The organism is Streptomyces sp. NBC_00190 (genome assembly GCF_036203305.1).
Lineage (GTDB): Bacteria > Actinomycetota > Actinomycetes > Streptomycetales > Streptomycetaceae > Streptomyces.
In genome coordinates, this window is record NZ_CP108131.1 from 4376185 (window position 1) to 4395313 (window position 19129).

18 protein-coding genes are annotated in these 19129 nt (G+C 72.2%); 15 read left to right on the forward strand and 3 right to left on the reverse strand.

The window, feature by feature from the left end; all coding sequences use genetic code 11:
• Positions 1-169 precede the first annotated feature (169 nt).
• On the forward strand, positions 170-1480 hold the full coding sequence (locus OG429_RS21155) for a hypothetical protein (protein WP_328926862.1): 1311 nt from the start codon (positions 170-172) through the stop codon (positions 1478-1480).
• Here OG429_RS21155 and OG429_RS21160 read toward each other — a convergent pair.
• On the reverse strand, positions 1434-2492 hold the full coding sequence (locus OG429_RS21160; RefSeq protein ID WP_328926863.1) for an ATP-binding protein: 1059 nt from the start codon (positions 2490-2492) through the stop codon (positions 1434-1436). The genes OG429_RS21155 and OG429_RS21160 overlap by 47 nt on opposite strands.
• Before the next feature lie 109 nt (positions 2493-2601).
• Here OG429_RS21160 and OG429_RS21165 point away from each other — a divergent pair, with 109 nt between their 5' ends.
• Positions 2602-3423 (forward strand): oxidoreductase, encoded by an 822-nt coding sequence (locus OG429_RS21165; RefSeq protein WP_328926864.1) that lies wholly within the window; start codon positions 2602-2604, stop codon positions 3421-3423.
• Between the two features lie 442 nt (positions 3424-3865).
• Here OG429_RS21165 and OG429_RS21170 read toward each other — a convergent pair whose 3' ends face one another.
• Positions 3866-4741, reverse strand: a complete 876-nt coding sequence (locus tag OG429_RS21170) for an HAD family hydrolase (protein WP_328926865.1) — start codon at positions 4739-4741, stop codon at positions 3866-3868.
• 488 nt (positions 4742-5229) lie between these two features.
• Here OG429_RS21170 and ssd point away from each other — a divergent pair, with 488 nt between their 5' ends.
• From ssd to OG429_RS21205, 7 genes are read left to right on the forward strand one after another with little or no spacing between them, the layout of a single operon-like run.
• Complete coding sequence (gene ssd, locus OG429_RS21175; protein ID WP_328930362.1) at positions 5230-6357, forward strand: septum site-determining protein Ssd; 1128 nt, start codon at positions 5230-5232, stop codon at positions 6355-6357.
• Entirely contained in the window at positions 6354-7502 is a 1149-nt protein-coding gene (locus OG429_RS21180) for a TadA family conjugal transfer-associated ATPase (protein WP_328926866.1), read from the forward strand. Before ssd ends, OG429_RS21180 begins: the two co-directional genes overlap by 4 nt.
• The gene (locus tag OG429_RS21185; RefSeq protein WP_328926867.1) at positions 7499-8386 is read left to right on the forward strand and encodes a type II secretion system F family protein; all 888 of its coding nucleotides are present in this window, start codon (positions 7499-7501) and stop codon (positions 8384-8386) included. The genes OG429_RS21180 and OG429_RS21185 overlap by 4 nt, the downstream gene beginning before the upstream one ends.
• A complete protein-coding gene (locus OG429_RS21190) occupies positions 8386-9162 on the forward strand; it encodes a type II secretion system F family protein (protein WP_328926868.1) in 777 nt (258 codons plus the stop codon). The genes OG429_RS21185 and OG429_RS21190 overlap by 1 nt, the downstream gene beginning before the upstream one ends.
• 49 nt (positions 9163-9211) lie before the next feature.
• Entirely contained in the window at positions 9212-9409 is a 198-nt protein-coding gene (locus tag OG429_RS21195) for a DUF4244 domain-containing protein (protein WP_319729372.1), read from the forward strand.
• 25 nt (positions 9410-9434) lie between these two features.
• Positions 9435-9782, forward strand: coding sequence for a TadE family type IV pilus minor pilin (locus tag OG429_RS21200; RefSeq protein WP_443051273.1), 348 nt, complete (start codon positions 9435-9437; stop codon positions 9780-9782).
• A 59-nt stretch (positions 9783-9841) separates the two neighbouring features.
• A complete protein-coding gene (locus OG429_RS21205; RefSeq protein WP_443051313.1) occupies positions 9842-10279 on the forward strand; it encodes an Rv3654c family TadE-like protein in 438 nt (145 codons plus the stop codon).
• Here the strand turns inward: OG429_RS21205 and OG429_RS21210 are convergent.
• Positions 10227-12701, reverse strand: coding sequence for a DEAD/DEAH box helicase (locus tag OG429_RS21210; RefSeq protein WP_328926871.1), 2475 nt, complete (start codon positions 12699-12701; stop codon positions 10227-10229). The two genes, OG429_RS21205 and OG429_RS21210, sit on opposite strands and share 53 nt — an antisense overlap.
• An 81-nt stretch (positions 12702-12782) precedes the next feature.
• On the opposite strand from OG429_RS21210, the gene bldG reads away from it, so the two are divergent.
• From bldG to OG429_RS21240, 6 genes are all read left to right on the forward strand, one after another.
• Positions 12783-13124 carry an anti-sigma factor antagonist BldG gene (gene bldG / locus OG429_RS21215; RefSeq protein ID WP_030152678.1) on the forward strand — a complete coding sequence of 114 codons (342 nt, stop codon included), beginning with the start codon at positions 12783-12785 and terminating at the stop codon, positions 13122-13124.
• 101 nt (positions 13125-13225) lie between these two features.
• Entirely contained in the window at positions 13226-13666 is a 441-nt protein-coding gene (locus OG429_RS21220) for an ATP-binding protein (protein ID WP_328926872.1), read from the forward strand.
• 257 nt (positions 13667-13923) lie between these two features.
• The gene (locus tag OG429_RS21225) at positions 13924-16326 is read left to right on the forward strand and encodes a sodium-translocating pyrophosphatase (RefSeq protein WP_328926873.1); all 2403 of its coding nucleotides are present in this window, start codon (positions 13924-13926) and stop codon (positions 16324-16326) included.
• Between the two features lie 160 nt (positions 16327-16486).
• A complete protein-coding gene (locus OG429_RS21230) occupies positions 16487-17053 on the forward strand; it encodes a small secreted protein (RefSeq protein ID WP_328926874.1) in 567 nt (188 codons plus the stop codon).
• A 166-nt stretch (positions 17054-17219) separates the two neighbouring features.
• Entirely contained in the window at positions 17220-18761 is a 1542-nt protein-coding gene (locus tag OG429_RS21235) for a DUF7059 domain-containing protein (RefSeq protein WP_328926875.1), read from the forward strand.
• Between the two features lie 113 nt (positions 18762-18874).
• Positions 18875-19072 (forward strand): hypothetical protein, encoded by a 198-nt coding sequence (locus OG429_RS21240; protein ID WP_328926876.1) that lies wholly within the window; start codon positions 18875-18877, stop codon positions 19070-19072.
• The last annotated feature ends 57 nt before the right edge of the window (positions 19073-19129 follow it).

Genomic DNA, 19129 nt, shown 5'->3' on the forward strand with positions numbered 1-19129 from the left:
TAATGGAGAGTAAAGAGTGGTGGTAGTGAATAGGGGCAAATGGCCTATAAATTAACCCTCCAGGATGATTAAGCATTTTGTACGGCTTGTCACATCTTCCTCATATCGGATCGCGTGGGACGTTGCGGCCCGGAAGTCCTGCGATGAACTGCGAGGGAGAGGTGGGCGGATGATCGCCGCCACGAAGAAGATCGCCGGCGGCCTGGCCGCCACGGCGCTGGTCCTGGGAGTCGCCGGGTGCGGCTCCTCGGAACACGCCAAGACCCCGGCGTCCGGAGGCCAGAACGCCCGCAAGGGCGCCGCCGCCCCCGAGGCGCCCGGCAGCGTCAACCGGCTTATCGGCGACGGTTCGACCGCCTACACCGGCACGCAGCCGAACGTGCGGAAGGCGCAGAAGCTGAAGCCCGGCGAAAAGCCGCCGCAGTTCGTCGTGTTCTCGTGGGACGGGGCCGGCGAGGACAGCCAGAAGCTCTTCTCGTACTTCCGCGAGGTCGGCAAGAAGTACAGCGCCCGGATGACGTACTTCCTGAGCGGCGTGTACATGCTCCCGGAGGAGAAGCGTTCCCTCTACACGGCTCCGCAGCACGAGTCCGGCCGCTCCGACATCGGCTTCGGCGACCTCCAGGGCATCAAGGACACCGCCACCCAGGTCCGCGGGGCGTGGCTGGAGGGCAACGAGATCGGCACCCACTTCAACGGACACTTCTGCGGTCCCGACGGCGGCGTCGGCACATGGTCCGTGGACGAGTGGAAGAGCGAGATCAACCAGGCCAAGTCGTTCGTCAAGAACTGGAAGACCAACGCGGGCCTGAAGGACATGCAGGCGCTCCCGTTCGACTACGACAAGGAGCTCGTCGGGGCCCGTACCCCCTGCCTCGAAGGCCAGAAGAACTTCATGCTGGCAGCGAAGGACATGGGATTCCGCTACGACTCCAGCGGCATCAGCAAGCAGATCTGGCCCAAGAAGACGGACGGGCTCTGGGACATCCCGCTGCAGCTGGTGCCCGTGCCGGGCCGCGCTTTCGAGACCCTGAGCATGGACTACAACTTCATGACGAACCAGTCCGGGTCGACCTCCCAGGGCGACCCCTCGCAGCATGCGTACTGGGGCGACCAGATGCGCGACGGCCTGCGCCAGGCTTTCGACCGGGCCTACGAGGGCAACCGCGCACCGCTGATCATCGGCAACCACTTCGAATCCTGGAACGGCGGCACCTACATGCGCGCCGTCGAGGAGTCCATCAAGGACATGTGCACCCAGAAGGAGGTCCGCTGCGTTCCGTTCCGCGAGCTGGCGGACTGGCTGGACGCCCAGGACCCCAAGACCCTGGAGTGGATGCGCACCCTCGACGTCGGCGAGACGCCGAAGGGCGGCTGGGCGAAGTTCCTGACCGCGGGGCCGCCGGCCGCACCTCCGACGGCCCCCGCCGGGGTCAAGCCGGCTGCGGAGCCGGCTGGTGCCGGTGCGGACGAGGACTGACGAGAGCGTCCGGATCCGCTGTCTCCTCGACCCGTTCGGCGCACCCGAGGCCCTCGCGCAGGACGAACTCGGGGTCGACCTGGCCCGCCAGGTCGACCCCGGTCTTGGCGTTGCCCCAGCTTTCCGCGTTCTTCAGGTGGAAGCGCACCATCTGCTCGGTGTACCGCTCCCAGTCGCGGTGCGCGTACGAGTCGTCGGCCGCGTCCTGGAGGGCCTGGAGGGCCAGCCGGTTGGTCGCCTCCAGCAGCTCGAAGGCGGCCGGCCGGCCCTTCTCCATCGCCCGTACCCAGTCGGAGTGCCCGACGGTGACCAGCAGGTCCTCGCCCACCTCGTCCTGGAGGAACTCGATGTCCTCCGGGCCCTGCACCTTGTTGCCGATGACCTTGAGCGAGACCCCGAAGTCCCGCGCGTAGTCCTTGTACTGGCGGTAGACGGAGACGCCCTTGCGGGTCGGCTCGGCGACCAGGAACGTCATGTCGAAGCGGGTGAACATGCCCGAGGCGAAGGAGTCCGATCCGGCGGTCATGTCGACGACGACGTACTCGTCGGGTCCGTCGACGAGGTGGTTGAGGCACAGCTCGACCGCCCCGACCTTGGAGTGGTAGCAGGCCACGCCCAGATCGGCCTCGGTGAACGGCCCGGTGGCCATGAGCCGTACGGGCTCCCCGTCGAGCAGGAGCGTGCGCGCGCAGGCCTCGTACACCGGGTTGTCCTCGGTGACCCGCAGCAGGCGCGAACCCCGGCCGGGCGGAGTCGTCTTGATCATCGTGTCGGCGGACGCGATGCGCGGGTTGGAGCCCCGCAGGTACTCCTTGATCAGGGGCAGATGCGCGCCGAGGGCGGGCATCGCGGCGGTCGCGCCGTCGTCGAGTCCGAGCGCGGCGCCCAGGTGCTGGTTGATGTCGGCGTCCACCGCGACGACAGGGACCTCATTGGCGGCGAGGTGGCGGATGAAGAGGGAGGACAGCGTCGTCTTGCCGCTGCCGCCCTTTCCCACGAAAGCGATCTTCATGTTCACCAAGCGTAGCGGGTTGACCGCACTGCGTGGTCAGGGTGAGTGAAGAAGACCACTCCAAGGAGGGGTCGGTGCTACGGGTGCGCAGTGCGTAGGCTCCCTACTTATGAGTAGCGCTTTTGACCCGTTGGCCGCCCTGTCCGGGCTGCCGGGTGTCGCCGATTCCGTGGATTCCGTACGCAAAGCCGTGGACCGGGTCTACGGGCACCGGGTGATGCGCCGCCGCAGCGGCGAGATCACCTCGGAGGCCGCGCTGCGCGGCGCCCGCGGGAGCGCGGCGCTGTCCGGTGCGGACTGGGCGCTGGAGGAGGTGCGCCGCCGGACCGACTTCGGGTCGGAGCCGGAGGCGCTGACGGTGGGCGCCGCGCTGCGGCTCACCGCCGAGGCCGGCCAGCTGCTGAGCATCTGGCGCCAGTCGCCGCTCCGCGTGCTGGCGCGGCTCCACCTCGTGGCGTCGGGGTCGACGGAGGACGGGGACGTGGTGGGCCGCCCCCGGCTGGCGGGCGAGCCGGTGGACGAACCGCTGGTCGAGCTCCCGCTGCCGAGCGCGGAGGAGGTCGCGGGCCGGCTGGACGGACTCTCCCGCCTGATCATCGCGGGTGGCTCCGCCCCGGCGCTGATCACGGCGGCGGTCGTGCACGGCGAGCTGCTGGCCCTGCGCCCCTTCGCCACGTACAACGGCCTGGTCGCGCGGGCGGCCGAGCGCATCGTCCTGATCAACAGCGGGCTGGACCCGAAGGCGATCTGCCCGGCGGAGGTCGGCCACGCGGAGCAGGGCCGGGAGGCCTATCTGGCCGCTTTCGAGGGGTACGTCTCCGGTACCCCGGAGGGGATGGCCGCCTGGATCGCCCACTGCGGCCGCGCGATCGAGCTCGGGGTGCGCGAGTCGACGGCGGTGTGCGAGGCGCTGCAGCGCGGCGCGGCCTGAGATCTTCCGGCCGGTCCCGGCGGGATCCGGCGAACGCCGGATCCGGCGAACAGGGCCGGACATGGGTTGCGGCGACACCGTCTTGCTTTGGTGTCGCCGCTGGCACTTACGCCCAGTTACCAAGCGTCCTCGAAGGTTGCCCATCAGGTCGGGAACTTTGCCCGTCACCTGGTGCGGCTGGCCCGTAATCGACGGGTCGACGTCGCGTGGGTGCTCGGCGTTCATGCTTCGGTCCGTGGGCCTTACTGCGTTTTAAAGATGATCCTCTCGGATGTTCTTTGGTCTCGCGGGCCGTTGCTTTATTTGTACTCCGCTTGGGAGCCATGCGAAACCCCTGGCTCCACTTTTTACCTACCGGGATGACCTCGGGCGAATCGGACAGTCCGTATCGCCCCAGGTCAGGACATTCGCCCCGGCGTGCCTCAGTCGGACGTGGCGGGCGTCAGGCGGACGCGGCGGCGGCCAGTGCGCGGTTGCGGCGCCGGCTCGCGTACCAGACCAGCCCGGCGGTGACGGCGGCCGCGCCCACGGCCGCGGCGGCGACCAGCGCCGGCCGCGCGGGCATCGACAGTCCGGGCAGCCGCTGCTTCAGCCGCACCGGGCGGTTGAACACGAGCACCGGCCACTCCCGCGCCAAGGCCTCCTTGCGCAGGGCCCGGTCGGGATTGACGGCGTGCGGGTGCCCGACGGCCTCCAGCATCGGGATGTCGGTGGCCGAGTCGCTGTAGGCGTAGCAGCGGGCGAGGTCGTACCCCTCGGACTCCGCGAGCTCGCGGACGGCTTCCGCCTTCGTGGGTCCGTAGGCGTAGTACTCGATCTCGCCGGTGAAGCAGCCGTCCTCGCCCACGACCATGCGCGTGGCGACGACCCGGTCGGCGCCGAGCATCTCGCCGATCGGCTCGACCACTTCCGCGCCGGAGGTCGACACGATCACCACGTCGCGGCCGGCGGTGTGATGGGCCTCGATGAGGGACGCGGCCTCGTCGTAGATGATCGGGTCGATGAGGTCGTGCAGGGCTTCCGCGACGATCTCCCGCACCTGCTGCACGTTCCACCCCTTGCAGAGGGCGGAGAGGTACTCGCGCATCCGTTCCATCTGGTCGTGGTCGGCGCCGCCGGCCAGGAAGATGAACTGCGTGTACGCGGTGCGCAGCACGGCGCGCCGGTTGATCAGGCCGCCCCGGTAGAAGGACTTGCTGAACGTCAGGGTGCTCGACTTCGCAATGACCGTCTTGTCCAGGTCGAAGAAGGCTGCGGTGCGAGGCGAGGAGTGCTGCAAGGGCTGATTTTCCACGCCCCGAGCATATGCGCCCACCATTCGGCGTAAGGTGTGGCGCGTGGGTTTGCCTGAGAGGGCTCTCGGGTACACCATGGAAGTCACGGATCGTTCGCGACCGTGCTAACCCGGTCTGGCTCCTCCCCCCCCGAGTCGGACCGTGGGGACGACCCCCGCTCTCCCCCCCGGCGGGGGTCGTCGCATGTCCGGACGCGGTTTGCGTCCCTGCCTTCGGCCCCAAGTGACCATTCCTACGGCCCTCCTGTCGTACGAGGCCTCCACGGCGAAGGCGCCTCACCCTCCCTGACTCGTAACGCTGCGTAGTGGTTCCGCCGCGCTCCGGAACTCACCGGTGAGGGTGACCGGGTTATTCACAATCGGCTCGGTGTCCACAGTTTTCGAGCAAGATCCACTTCTTTTTCCCGATCGCTGCACGGTGATTCCAGCCGCGAAGTCCGCGGTGCTGGATTTGCCGGGAGAAGGGGGCGGAGATCGTGGCTCGATCGAAGTCGTGCGAAACGCCGGAGTCCGTGGTGGGCGGGGCCGGGAGCGCTGTCGTGGGTGCGGTCGTCGGCGGGCGTCCGCTGATCATCACCGAGGATCCCCTGCTGCTCGACGATCTGCTGCGGCTGTGCGCCGCCGCGGGTGCCGAGCCGCACGTGCACCACGAGGTGCCGGAGCCGGGCGGGGCGGGCGGGCCTGGCGGGAGCGTCGGATGGGAGTCCGCGCCCCTGGTGCTGGTCGGGGACGACGCGGCCAGGCGGGTGCGCGGGGCGCCGCGCAGGGATGGCGTGTTCCTCGTCGGCCGGGACCTGGACGACCCCGTCGTGTGGCAGCGGGCGGTGGAGATCGGCGCCGAGGAGGTGCTGAGGCTCCCGGACGCCGAGAGCCGTCTCGTCGACCGCATCGCCGATGTGGTGGAAGGAGCCGGGCGGCCCGCGCTCGCCATCGGGGTGATCGGCGGCAGCGGCGGGGCCGGGGCCTCCACCCTCGCCTGCGCGCTCGCCGTCCGCGCCGCGCGCACCGGGGAGCGGACGATCCTCATCGACGGAGACCCGCTCGGAGGGGGCATGGACGTCCTGCTCGGAGGCGAGGGCGCGGAAGGGCTGCGCTGGCCCGACTTCGCGGGCTCGCGTGGACGGGTGGGCGCCGGAGCCCTGGAGGAGTCCCTGCCCGAACTGCACGACCTGCGGGTGCTCAGCTGGGACCGCGGGGACCGGGTGGTGGTACCGCCCGCCGCGATGCGGTCGGTGGTGTCGGCCGCGCGCCGCCGGGGCGGGGTCGTCGTGGTCGACCTCCCGCGGAGGGTCGACGAAGCCGTGGCGGAGGCACTGGCCCAGCTCGACCTGGTGCTGATGGTGGTGCCGGGCGAGCTGCGGGCGGTGGCGGCCGCGGGCCGGGTCGCGGCCGGGGTGCGGATGGTGGCCCGGGACGTACGCGTCGTCGTACGGGGCCGCTGCCCGGGCGGTCTCGACCCGGAGGCGGTGGCCGCACTGCTGGGGGTGCCGCTGGCCGGTGAGGTGCCGGTCGAAGTGGGACTTCCCGGGCGCGTGGCCGAGGGGGAGGCGCCGGGGGCGCAGGGGCGGGGCGCGCTGTCCCGCTTCTGCGACGGCTTCTGGCAGCGGGCGCTCGGCTCCGCCCAGGGGGTGCCGGCATGAGCACGTTGCTTCTGGACGCGGTGCGCCGTCAGCTCGCCGAGAGCGGGGCGGAACCGACCCCGGCGCGGGTCGCGGCGGCCCTGCGGTCCCAGGGCCGGCTGCTGGGCGACGCGGAAGTGCTCGGCGTCGCCGCCGAGTTACGGTCCGAGCTGGTCGGTGCGGGCCCCTTGGAACCCCTGCTCGCCGACCCGGAGGTCACCGATGTACTGGTGGCGGCCCCGGACCGGGTGTGGGTGGACCGGGGCGGAGGGCTGGAGCTGACGGGGGTGACCTTCACTGACCAGGGGGCCGTGCGCCGGCTCGCCCAGCGGCTGGCCGCCGTCGCGGGGCGCCGGCTGGACGACGCCCGGCCCTGGGTGGACGCCCGGATGCCCGACGGTACCCGGCTGCACGCGGTGCTGCCGCCGGTGGCGGTCGGGTCGGCCTGCCTCTCCTTGCGGGTGGTGCGGCCGCGGGCGTTCACGCTGGAGGAACTGGTCGCGGCGGGGACGCTGCCGCCCGGCGGGCACCGGCTGCTGCGGGAGATGATCGAGGCCAGGCTGTCCTTCCTCGTCTCCGGCGGCACCGGAACCGGTAAGACCACTTTGCTCAGCGCCCTGTTGGGGCTGGTCGGCCCCGGTGAGCGGATCGTACTGGCCGAGGATTCGGCCGAGCTGCGCCCCGACCATCCGCATGTGGTGCGGCTCGAAACCAGGCCCGCCAACCAGGAGGGCGCGGGCCTGGTCACGCTGGCGGACCTCGTCCGCCAGGCGCTGCGGATGCGGCCCGACCGCCTGGTCGTCGGTGAGGTCCGGGGAGCGGAGGTCGCAGACCTGCTCGCTGCTCTGAACACTGGTCACGAAGGGGGCTGTGGCACGGTCCATGCCAATGCCGCCGCCCATGTCCCGGCCCGGCTGGAGGCCCTGGGGACGGCAGCCGGGCTCGACCGGGCCGCCCTGCACAGCCAGTTGGCGGCCGCGCTGACGCTGGTGGTGCACCTGGTGCGGGACCGGGAAGGGCGGCGCCGGGTGGCCGAGGTGCACGTGCTGGAGCGGGACGCCGCAGGTCTGGTGGTCACCGTGCCGGCGCTGCGCTGGGCCGCGCAGGGCTTCGTGCGGGAGCGGGGCTGGGAGCGGCTGCGCCCGATGCTGCGGGGTGCCCGGTGAGCGCCGTGGCGGCGCTGCCGGTGCCGGTGTTCGCGGGTGTGCTGTGCGCCGGGGCGGCCGCCTGGGGCCTGACCGGCGGCGACCGGGTGTTCCGCAGGGCCCGGGCGGTGGTGTCGGCCCGGGGCGCTCCGGAGGCGCCGCGCGCGCCGGTGCGCCCGGATCGGCTGCTTGCGGCCGTGCGGGTGCGGGCGGGGCGGCGGCGGGAGTGGGGCTGCCTCGCCGCCGGGCTGGCGGTCGCCGTGCTCGGCACATCGGTGATCCCCCTGCTGGCCGGGGCGGCCGCGGTGCCGCTGGTGCGGCGGTGGCTGCGGACACGGGCGCGGGAGCGGGCCAGGGTGGCGCGGGCGGCCGAGGTGGTGGCTCTGTGCGGTGCGGCGGTGGGGGAGTTGCGGGCGGGAGCGCAGTCCGGTCAGGCCCTGACCGCGGCGATACGGCGGACGGCGCCCCTCCCCGGCGGTCCGGGCGCCATGGAGGCGGGTGTGCTGGCCGCCGCGGCGTTCGGCGGGGACGTGCCCGGGGCGCTGCGCCAGGCGGCGCGGGAGCCCGGCGCGGAAGGGCTGGCCGGGATGGCCGCCTGCTGGCGGGTGTCGGTGGACGGCGGTGCGGGCCTGGCCGCCGGGCTGGACCGGCTGGAAGGGGCTCTGCGGGCCGAGAGGGACCAGCAGGAGTCGCTGAGGGCCCAGTTGGCGGGGGCGCGGTCCACGACGGTGGTGCTGGCCCTGCTGCCCTTGGTGGGCCTCTTGATCGGCACCGGGCTGGGAGCGGATCCGCTGCGGGTGCTGCTGCACACCCCGATGGGGTGGGGCTGTCTGGTCGCGGGCGGGGTGCTGGAGGCGCTGGGGCTGCTCTGGTGCCGGCGGATCGTACGGACGGGGGAGCGGTGATGGGCGGCTTCGTGATCCACAGGCTGGGGATCGCGCTGTGTCTGGCGGTGGCTGCACTGTCGGTGGTGTCGGTGGTGTCGGCGCGGCTCCGGGCGCGGCGGGCCCGGAGCAGGCTCGGGGCCCTGCTGGGCGTGCGACCGGGCCCGAGGGGACCGGTACCGGGTGCGCGGCTGCGCCGTGTGGTGGCCGCCTGGGGCGGGCCGGCCGGGGCGCTGCTGGCGGGCTGGGTGCTCATCGGCGGGGTGGCCGGTGTGGCCGTCGGCGTCGTGGCTGCGCTCGGGGCGCGGCGGTGGCAGGGCAGGGCGCGGCCTGCGGCCGGGGTGGACCTGCGGGAGGCGGAGCGTCAGCTGCCGTTCGCGGCCGACCTGTTGGCCGCCTGCCTGGCGGCCGGGGCCGGTCCGGTGGAGGCCGCCGAGGTGGTGGGTGAGTCGCTGGGCGGCCCGGTGGGCGAGCGGCTGGCGCGGGCCGGGGCTGAGCTGCGGCTCGGCGGCGAACCCGGCGCGGCGTGGGGGAGGTTGGCGGAGATACCGGGCGCCCGGGCCCTCGCGGAGTGCCTGGAGCGGGCCGCTCGGACGGGCGCTCCCGCGGCGGAACCCGTCTCCCGGCTCGCGTCGGCCCTCCGGGAGGACCGGACCCGGCAGGCGGGTGCCAGGGCGCAGCGGGCGGCAGTGCTCGTCACCGCGCCGGTGGGGCTGTGTTTTCTCCCCGCTTTTCTCGCGATCGGGGTGGCACCGGTGGTGATCGGAATGGCCTCGGCTCTCCTCACCAACACCTGACGCCACATTAATCACGTACATCAGCAAGGAATATCAACGGGAGGTTGCCATGAGGATCATCTGGTTTCGTGTGCGGACGGCACTGCGAGGTCGCGGGAGCGACGCGGGGATGTCCACCTCGGAATACGCCATGGGCACGATCGCGGCCTGTGCGTTCGCGGCTGTTCTGTACAAGGTGGTGACGAGCGAAGTGGTCGCCACCGCCCTTCAGTCGACCATCGGGAAGGCGCTCGATGTGCCGTTCTGAGAGAAATCCCGGGGGAATCCGGGGAATGGGCGACCGGGGATATGTGACGGCGGAGGCCGCCCTGGTGATCCCGGCGCTGGTGCTCTTCGCGGCGCTGCTGGTGTGGGCGCTGATGGCGGCCGCCGCCCAGATCCGGTGTGTGGACGCGGCCCGGGCCGGCGCCCGGGCGGCGGCCCGGTCGGAGCCCGCCGAAGTGGCGGTGGCGGCGGCCCGGGCGGCCGCGCCGTCGGGGGCGCGGGTGGAGCTGGAGCGCGAGGGGGATCTGTGGCGGGTGCGGGTGGCGGCCCCGGCGCCGGGGCCGGGCGGACTGCCGGTGCGGCTCGGGGCGCGGGCGGTGGCGTTGGCGGAGGACAGCGTGGGGCCGCCGCCGTGAGCCGGGACCGGGGTTCGGCGACGGTGTGGGCGGCGCTGGTGGCGACGGTGCTGGGAGCCGTGTTCGGCGGTGTGCTGCTGCTCGGGCAGGCGGTCGTGGCCCGGCACCGGGCGGCGGCGGCCGCGGACCTGGCGGCGCTCGCGGCGGCGGCCACCTGGGCCCACGGACCGGAGACCGCCTGCGCCACGGCTCGCCGGGTCGCCCGGGCGCAGGGCGCGTCCCTGGGTGCCTGCACCCTCCGGGGCGAGGTGGCCGAGGTGACGGCCCGCCCCGCCACGGGACCCTTCGCCCCGACGATCACGGCCCGCGCGGGCCCTCCGGCCGAGGCCATCGGGGTCGGCGGTCGCGGGGGCGCGGCGGACTCCGGCCCGTCCCGGAAACCGTCTGGACCCGGTCCTGGTTCAGGTCCAGGCCCGGGTCCCGGGGAGGGGAGAGCCGGGCCGGCTACGGCGGTGGGGCCTGCTGGGCCTGTGGAGCCTCGGACAGGAGGCGGGTGAGGAGGCGGATGGCGCCGCGCTTGTGGAGGGGATCGTTGCCGTTGCCGCACTTCGGGGACTGGATGCAGGAAGGGCAGCCGGCCTCGCACTCGCAGGCCGCGATCGCGTCGCGGGTCGCCGTCAGCCAGGCGCGGGCCGTGTGGAAGGCCCGCTCCGAGAATCCGGCGCCGCCGGGGTGGCCGTCGTAGACGAAGACCGTCGGGAGGCGGGTGTCGGGATGCAGCGGCACCGAGACGCCGCCGATGTCCCAGCGGTCGCAGGTGGCGAACAGCGGGAGCAGACCGATGGAGGCGTGCTCGGCGGCGTGCAGGGCGCCGCCGAGGATCTCCGGGTTGATCCGGGCCTCGTCGAGCTGGTCCTCGGTGACCGTCCACCACACGGCCCGGGTGCGCAGGGTGCGGGGCGGCAGGTCCAGCTTGGCCTCGCCCAGCACCTCGCCGGTGATCAGTTTGCGCCGCAGATAGGAGACGACCTGGTTGGTGACCTCGACCGAGCCGTAGCAGAGCCGGGCCTTGCCCCACGGGATCTCGGACTCGGTCTCCAGGACCGAGATGGAGGTGGTGTCGCGGGCGGTGGTGGAGAAGGGCGGATCGGCCTCCTCGACGAGGGCGGCGGCATCCTCCAGATCCAGCCGCTTCACGAGGTACGTGCGGCCCTGGTGCAGGTGGACGGCCCCCTCGTGGACGGCGGTGTGGGCGGCCGACTCGTCGACCGTGCCCAGCAGCCGGCCGGTCGAGGCCTCGACGATCTGCACCGGGCGGCCGCCGCCGCCCCGGATGTCGGTCAGGTCCGAGGCCCGTTCCCGGCGGGTCCAGTGCCAGGCCGTGGCCCGCCGCCGGAGCAGCTTCGCCGCCTCCAGCTGGGGGATGAGCTCGTGGGTGGCCGGGCCGAAGAGCTCCAGGTCGGCCTCGGTCAGCGGCAGCTCCGCCGCCGCCGCGCACAGGTGGGGGGCCAGGACGTACGGGTTGTCCGGGTCCAGGACGGTGGCTTCCACCGGCTGGCGGAACAGCGCCTCGGGATGGTGGACGAGGTAGGTGTCGAGCGGGTCGTCGCGGGCGATCAGCACGGCCAGGGCGCCCTGGCCCGAGCGCCCGGCCCGGCCCGCCTGCTGCCACAGGGAGGCCCGGGTGCCCGGGTAGCCGGTGATCAGGACCGCGTCCAGGCCGGAGACGTCCACGCCCAGCTCGAGGGCGGTCGTGGCGGCCAGGCCCAGCAGCTCGCCGGAGTGCAGGGCCCGCTCCAGGGCCCGGCGCTCCTCGGGCAGGTATCCGCCACGGTAGGCGGCAACCCGCCGCACCAGCGAGCGGTCCACCTCCGCGAGCCGCTCCCGGGCGATCACGGAGATCAGCTCGGCGCCGCGCCGGGAGCGGACGAAGGCCACCGTGCGGACCCCCTGCACGACAAGGTCCGTCAGCAGGTCGGCGGTCTCGGCCGTGGCCGTACGGCGGACGGGCGCGCCCTTTTCGCCCCGCAGCTCGGTGAGGAGCGGCGGTTCCCAGAGGGCGAAGACCACCTCGCCGCGCGGGGAGGCGTCGTCGGTGATCTCGATGACGCGGACCCCGGTCAGCCGGGACGCCGCTTTCGCCGGGTCGCTGGCGGTGGCGGAGGCCAGCAGGAACACCGGGTCGGAGCCGTAGCGGGCGCACAGCCGCCGCAGCCGGCGCAGTACCTGGGCCACGTGGGAGCCGAAGACCCCGCGGTAGGTGTGGCACTCGTCGATCACGACGTAGCGCAGGGCCCGCAGGAAGGAGGACCAGCGCGGGTGGGCCGGGAGGATGCCGCGGTGCAGCATGTCGGGGTTGGTGAGGACGTAATTGGCGTACTGGCGCACCCATTCGCGTTCTTCTACCGGCGTGTCGCCGTCGTAGACGGCGGGCCGGATCGCGTTGCCCAGCGGGGCGGCCAGTTCCCGTACGGCGCGGCGCTGATCGGCCGCCAGGGCCTTGGTGGGGGCCAGGTACAGGGCGGTCGCGCCGCGTCCGTTCGGGGCCTCGGCGCCGTCCGCGAGGGCGGAGAGCACCGGGGCCAGGTAGGCCAGCGACTTGCCCGAGGCGGTACCGGTGGCGACGACCACGGATTCGCCGTCCAGGGCGTGCTCGGCGGCCGAGGCCTGGTGTTCCCACGGATGGTCGATCCCGGCGGCCTGAATTGCGGCTACGACATTCGTTCGGATGCGGTCGGGCCAGACCGCATGACGACCCTCCCGAGGGGGCAAGTGCTCCGTATGGGTGATGCGCGCAGCCCGGGAAGGCCCCCGTGACAGCCGGTCCAGGACCGTTCCGGGGGTGGTTCGAACGTCCGCGGGTGGCGTGGGCCGACCGGGGCGGTGAGTATTGGCCATTGGAACCGAGTGTGTCACTGGCGTGCGGGACAATGGTCCCAAGGCGTCGTGCGCGCCTGCCGGTAAGTGATTGAATGCCATTGCGGCAGCCAATCCCTCACCTACCTTCGGGTGGGGAGGCCCCTGGGGGGCGCCGCTCGATAGCAAGGTGCTGGAGGATCCGTGGACCTGTCCCTGTCGACTCGCACTGTCGGCGACCGTACGGTCGTAGAGGTCGGTGGCGAGATTGATGTGTATACCGCGCCCAAGCTGCGCGAGCAGTTGGTCGAGTTGGTGAACGACGGCAGCTACCACCTGGTTGTCGACATGGAGCGAGTGGACTTCCTCGACTCCACCGGGCTTGGTGTGCTCGTGGGAGGCCTCAAGCGCGTCCGCGCGCACGAGGGTTCGCTGCGTCTGGTGTGCAACCAGGAGCGCATCCTGAAGATCTTCCGCATCACCGGTCTGACCAAGGTTTTCCCGATCCACACCACGGTGGAAGACGCCGTCGCCGCCACCGACTGACGGCTCCGTACGGCGAGGAGCCGAAGACGAGAGCGGGGGTACCGGGCCACGGTTGGCCCGGGCCCCTGTCAAGGCACGCCCGTAGTCCGAGGGGGACGCGCATGGCCACCGTTGAACTCCGCTTCAGCGCCCAGCCCGAACACGTCCGTACGGCCCGCCTGGTCGCGGCCGCCGTGGCGCGCCGGGCGGGTGTGGAGGAAGCCGTCCTCGACGAGGTCCGCCTCGCCGTGGGCGAGGCCTGCTCGCGTGCCGTCGGACTGCATCGCAGCATCGGACTGACCGCGCCCGTCCGGGTGGTCCTGACCGAGGAGGAGAAGGTCTTCTCCATCGAGGTCGGCGACGGGGTTCCCGGACCGGGCGGCGGCCCGGGCGATGCCGTGTCGGGCATCGACGCCGTCCTGGACCCCGACATCGAGGGCGAGGACGAGATGGGCCTCGCCGTGATCAGCGGGCTCGTCGACGACGTCGAGGTGACCAGTGGGGAATCGGGCGGGACCATCCGGATGAGCTGGCCGGTCTCGGGAGCCTCCGAGTCACCGTAGATCCACTGCGTCGCGCATTCCTTCGTATCTTCCGATCTTTATCAAGGCCCTGCTGAGCAGGGCCTTTTTCATTTCCCTAGATCAATGACCGGGCGTCAATGCTTTTGCCCCATTACCACTTTCGAGGGTAATGGAGTGACGCGATCTATTGCTGAGGAGCAGGAGCACGCCAATTCCGTTTCCTGCGCACTGTTTTGATCGGGGCGCGCTCCCTACAATCCGTCCACATCTTGAGCTCATCACGTCAAGGAGGACGAATGACGGGGCTCTTCACCCCTATCGCGCCGGATCGCACCTCTGATCTGGCAGCCGCAGTACTCACCGATGACAACCGGCTCATCGTGATCGTCATCGCGGCCGTGGCACTGGCCGCACTCGTCGTCGCGCAGATCCTGGTCCGCCAGGTCCTCGCCGCCGACGAGGGAACCGACAGCATGAAGAAGATCGCCGCAGCCGTTCAGGAAGGCGCCAACGCCTATCTGGGCCGCCAGCTGCGCACCCTCGGCGTCTTCGCCGTCGTGGTCTTCTTCCTGCTCTTCCTGCTGCCCGCCGACACCTGGTCCCAGCGGGCGGGACGGTCCGCCTTCTTCCTCGTCGGCGCCCTCTTCTCGGCGGCGACCGGCTACATCGGCATGCGCCTCGCGGTCCGCGCCAACGTCCGCGTCGCCGCCGCCGCGAGAGAGGCCACCCCCGCCGAGGGCGAGCCCGCCAAGGACCTGACCGAGGTCTCCCACAAGGCGATGAAGATCGCCTTCCGTACGGGCGGCGTGGTCGGCATGTTCACCGTCGGCCTCGGCCTCCTCGGCGCCTCCTGCGTCGTCCTGGTCTACGCGGCCGACGCGCCGAAGGTCCTGGAGGGCTTCGGCCTCGGCGCCGCGCTGATCGCGATGTTCATGCGCGTCGGCGGCGGCATCTTCACCAAGGCCGCCGACGTCGGCGCCGACCTGGTCGGCAAGGTCGAGCAGGGCATTCCGGAGGACGATCCGCGCAATGCCGCGACCATCGCCGACAACGTGGGCGACAACGTCGGAGACTGCGCCGGAATGGCCGCCGACCTCTTCGAGTCGTACGCCGTCACCCTGGTGGCCGCACTCATCCTCGGCAAGGCCGCCTTCGGCGACCTGGGCCTGGCCTTCCCGCTGATCGTCCCCGCGATCGGCGTCATCACCGCCATGATCGGCATCTTCGCGGTCTCCCCGCGCCGCAGCGACCGCAGCGGCATGACGGCGATCAACCGCGGCTTCTTCATCTCCGCCGTGATCTCCCTGGGGCTGGTCGGCATCGCCGTCTACGCCTACCTGCCGGCCACCTACAAGGAGCTCGTCGGCGTCGAGAACCCGGCGATCACCAACCACTCCGGGGACCCGCGCGTCCTGGCGGTCGTCGCCGTCGCGATCGGCATCGTGCTCGCGGCGCTGATCCAGCAGCTGACCGGCTACTTCACCGAGACCAACCGCCGTCCCGTCCGGGACATCGGCAAGTCCTCCCTGACCGGCGCGGCCACCGTCATCCTCGCCGGCATCTCCGTCGGCCTGGAGTCCGCCGTCTACACGGCGCTGCTCATCGGCCTCGGCGTCTACGGAGCGTTCCTGCTCGGCGGTACGTCGATCATGCTCGCGCTCTTCGCGGTGGCCCTGGCCGGCACCGGCCTGCTCACCACGGTCGGCGTCATCGTCGCCATGGACACCTTCGGGCCCGTCTCCGACAACGCCCAGGGCATCGCCGAGATGTCGGGCGACGTCGAGGGCGCCGGGGCGCAGGTCCTGACCGACCTGGACGCGGTGGGCAACACCACCAAGGCCATCACCAAGGGCATCGCCATCGCCACGGCCGTGCTCGCCGCCGCCGCGCTGTTCGGCTCGTACAACGACGCGATCGCCGGCGCGGTCAAGGAAGTCGGTGCCAAAGCCGGGGAGATGAACCTCAGCCTGGACATCGCCCAGCCCAACAACCTGGTCGGGCTGATCCTCGGCGCGGCCGTGGTGTTCCTGTTCTCCGGCCTCGCCATCAACGCGGTCTCCCGCTCCGCGGGTGCCGTGGTCTACGAGGTGCGCCGCCAGTTCCGCGAGCACCCCGGGATCATGGACTACTCCGAGAAGCCCGAGTACGGGCGCGTCGTGGACATCTGCACCAAGGACGCGCTGCGCGAGCTCGCCACGCCCGGCCTGCTCGCCGTCCTCACCCCGATCGCCGTCGGCTTCAGCCTCGGCGTCGGCGCGCTCGGCTCCTTCCTCGCGGGTGCCATCGGCACGGGCACGCTGATGGCGGTCTTCCTCGCCAACTCCGGCGGCGCGTGGGACAACGCGAAGAAGCTCGTCGAGGACGGCCACCACGGCGGCAAGGGCAGTGAGGCCCACGCCGCGGTCGTCATCGGGGACACGGTCGGCGACCCGTTCAAGGACACGGCCGGTCCCGCGATCAACCCGCTGCTGAAGGTGATGAACCTGGTGGCGCTGCTGATCGCCCCGGCCGTCGTGCAGTTCAGCTTCGGCCCGGACACCAGCCCCGTGGTCCGGGCGGTCGTCGCGGCCCTCGCGATCGCCGTCATCATCGGCGCGGTGTACATCTCCAAGCGCCGCGGCATCGCGGTCGGCGACGAGACCGAGGGCGGAGCCGCCGAGCGGGTGGCCCAGCCGGCCGACCCCGCCACGGTCTCCTGACCCGAGGCCTCATCGGTACGGGCAGAGCCGGGCAGGGCCGGCCGTGCGCCCGAAAGGCGGACAGGCGGCGCGGACTGACGCGCCGTCTGTCCGCCTTTGTGCGTCCCCGGATGGCAGCCGTGTATCTTCCGGGCCGAGAGCCTTCGAAGGGACCAATCCGGTGAACAAGAAGCTTGCGGCCGCGTTGTCGGGCAGTGCGGTACTGATGCTCGTCCTGTCCGGCTGCGGCGGGGACGACAGCGATGGGAAGGCCAACGCCTGGGCCAAGAAGGTCTGCGACCAGTGGCAGCCCGAACTCACGAAGATCGAGGCGGCCAACGCCGAGATCAAGCGCGTGGCGACGGAGAGCAGCAAGCCCGAGGAGGTCCAGAAGACCGACTCGGCGGCGTTCGCGACCATGTCCGAGTCGTACAAGACGATGGGGACCGCCCTGCAGCAGGCGGGAAGTCCGCCGGTCAAGGACGGCGCCGCGACCCAGGAGGCCGCCGCCAAGGGCTTCGAGGCGACCTCCAAGGGTTATGCCGACCTGAAGGTCAAGATGGACGCCCTGGACCCCAAGGACCAGACGAAGTTCGCCGACGGCCTCAAGGAAGTGGCCGGCGGCCTCCAGGAGGCGACGAAGGGCGGCAAGGACGCACTCGCGCAGCTCAACGCGGGCGGTCTGGACAAGGCCATCAACAGCCAGAAGGGCTGCCAGGTGGCGGCGACGTCGCCGTCGCCCAAGTAGTGCTCCGGGCGGTGCGATGAGCTGACATCCGATGGTCAGGGCGGCCGGGTCCCGGAAGGGGCCGTGGCCGCCCTGTCGCACGTTCCGCCCCGTGGCCCGCCCCGGTGGCCCACGCCGACGCCCGTGCTCCGCACGGATTGCCGGACCCAACCGCCACAATGGTGGGGTGAGTACCACCAGCCTCCCCTCGCCCGATCACACCGCCGAGCTCCGCACCGCCATGCTCGCCGCCGGTTTCACCGCAGACGGCCTGCTCGACCTGCTCGGCGCCCCCGCCTACGCCGCACTGGCCCGCAGCGAGACGGTTCCCGCCCTGCGCGCCACCCGCGGCGGTGGTGACGGCCCGCTCGCGAGCCTGGTGCGGCTGTTCCTGCTCCAGCAGCCCGTTCCGTACGCGCAGGCCGCGGCCGCGCTGCCCGCCGAGGCGGCCCTGGCCGATGGCTGGCTGCGCCGCGAGGATGCCGCCGACGGCGAGGACACGGTGCGCGCCACCGTCGACGTGCGGCCGTACGGAGGTCCGGACGGCGAGGACTGGTTCATCGTCTCCGACCTCGGCTGCGCCGTCGGCGGGGCCGGCGGGATCGGCAGCCGGGGCCGTCAGGCGGATACGGCCGTGGTCCTCGGGGTGGGAGGCGCCTCCACCACCCTGGCCGGGATCACCGTCCGGATCCCGGCGGGTTCCGCGCTGGACCTCGGTACCGGCTCGGGCCTCCAGGCGCTGCACGCGGCCCAGCACGCCACCCGGGTCACGGCCACCGACGTCAACCCCCGGGCCCTGGAATTCACCCGTCTGACGCTGGCGCTGTCCGGCGCCCCGGAGGCCGAGCTGCTCACCGGGTCGCTCTTCGAACCGGTCGGGGACGCCACCTACGACCTGATCGTGTCGAACCCGCCGTTCGTGATCTCGCCCGGCGCCCGCCTCACGTACCGGGACGGCGGTATGGGCGGGGACGACCTGTGCCGGACGCTGGTCCAGGAGGCGGGCGCGCACCTCAACCCCGGCGGGTACGCGCAGTTCCTCGGTAACTGGCAGCACGTGGAGGGCGAGGACTGGCACGACCGGGTCCGTTCCTGGGTGCCGCGCGGCTGCGACGCCTGGATCGTGCAGCGTGACGTGCAGGACGTGACGCAGTACGCGGAGCTGTGGCTGCGCGACGCGGGCGACCACCGCACCGACCCCGCCGAGTACGCGCGGCGGTACGAGGCCTGGCTGGACGAGTTCGAAGCCCGCAAGACGAAGTCCGTCGGCTTCGGGTGGATCACCTTGCGCCGGTCGGACGCGGCCGAGCCCTCGATCGTGGTCGAGGAGTGGCCGCACTCGGTGGAGCAGCCGCTCGGCGAGACCGTCCTCGCCCACTTCGCCCGCCAGGACTACCTGCGCCAGCACGACGACGCCTCCCTGCTGGAGGGTTACTTCGTACTGGCCGGCGAGGTGGTGCAGGAGCAGGTCGGCGCGCCCGGCGCGGAGGACCCGGAGCACGTGGTGCTCCGGCAGAACCGCGGGATGCGGCGCGCCACCAAGGTCGACACGGTCGGGGCGGGCTTCGCCGGAGTGTGTGACGGCTCACTGACCGCGGGCCGGATCCTGGACGCCATCGCGCAACTGGTGCAGGAGGATCCGGTTGTCCTGCGGGACCGGACCCCGGAGGCCATCCGGATGCTGGTCGAGCAGGGCTTCCTGGAGCCGGTGACGGGCCCCGCTCGGTAGTCGGCACCGGGATGTAACCCTGGGTTCGCCCGCCGTTCCCGAGTGGCTGGAAGGCTCCTGACCAGCGGGATCCGGGGGGATCCCGGGAGCGGCCCAGGGGTAGGGGGAGCGGCATGGAGAACGGCCCGGCGATCTTCGCGGGGACCGTGTTCCTGCTGTTCGGGGCTGCTCTGCTGGCCTGGACGGGGGCGCGCGCACTGCACCGCGCGCCGGTGGCTGAGGGCGTGCGCCCCGTCGTGGCCGTACCGCTGGCCCTGCTCGCCGGCGGGACGTCGCTGGCGGTCGGGGTGTGGTGCCTCGCACGGCTCTGAGGCGGGGGCGCGACCGGCCCGGATCCCTGAAAGAAGCCGACGTGGGACGGGGTGCGG